The sequence below is a fragment of the Megasphaera sp. An286 genome (assembly GCF_002163455.1).
In the GTDB taxonomy this organism is placed as follows: domain Bacteria; phylum Bacillota; class Negativicutes; order Veillonellales; family Megasphaeraceae; genus Megasphaera; species Megasphaera stantonii.
On the sequence record NZ_NFIY01000046.1, the window covers coordinates 1 to 1,044 of the forward strand.

Below are 1,044 nucleotides of genomic sequence, written 5' to 3' on the forward strand. Positions count from 1 at the left end.
GAGCAATCAGCTCTTCACATATCATGGAGAGTTTGATCCTGGCTCAGGACGAACGCTGGCGGCGTGCTTAACACATGCAAGTCGAACGGGAGGACATGGGAAGCTTGCTTCCTATGGACTCTAGTGGCAAACGGGTGAGTAACGCGTAAGCAACCTGCCCTCCGGATGGGGACAACAGCTGGAAACGGCTGCTAATACCGAATACGTTTTCATTGCCGCATGGCAGTGGGAAGAAAGGTGGCCTCTGAATATGCTACCGCCGGGGGAGGGGCTTGCGTCTGATTAGCTAGTTGGAGGGGTAACGGCCCACCAAGGCGACGATCAGTAGCCGGTCTGAGAGGATGAACGGCCACATTGGAACTGAGACACGGTCCAGACTCCTACGGGAGGCAGCAGTGGGGAATCTTCCGCAATGGGCGAAAGCCTGACGGAGCAACGCCGCGTGAGCGAAGACGGCCTTCGGGTTGTAAAGCTCTGTTATACGGGACGAACGGCTAGTGTGCCAATACCACATTAGAATGACGGTACCGTAAGAGAAAGCCACGGCTAACTACGTGCCAGCAGCCGCGGTAATACGTAGGTGGCAAGCGTTGTCCGGAATTATTGGGCGTAAAGGGCGCGCAGGCGGTTTCATAAGTCTGTCTTAAAAGTGCGGGGCTTAACCCCGTGAGGGGACGGAAACTGTGAGACTGGAGTGTCGGAGAGGAAAGCGGAATTCCTAGTGTAGCGGTGAAATGCGTAGATATTAGGAGGAACACCAGTGGCGAAAGCGGCTTTCTGGACGACAACTGACGCTGAGGCGCGAAAGCCAGGGGAGCGAACGGGATTAGATACCCCGGTAGTCCTGGCCGTAAACGATGGATACTAGGTGTAGGGGGTATCGACCCCTCCTGTGCCGGAGTTAACGCAATAAGTATCCCGCCTGGGGAGTACGGCCGCAAGGCTGAAACTCAAAGGAATTGACGGGGGCCCGCACAAGCGGTGGAGTATGTGGTTTAATTCGACGCAACGCGAAGAACCTTACCAAGCCTTGACATTGAGTGC

The 1,044-nt window shown here is 55.6% G+C and carries 1 rRNA gene; it reads left to right on the forward strand.

Annotation, left to right across the window (positions count from 1 at the left end):
• Positions 1 to 20: 20 nt before the first annotated feature.
• Positions 21 to 1,044, forward strand: a 16S ribosomal RNA gene (locus B5F80_RS11100); the annotation flags it as partial.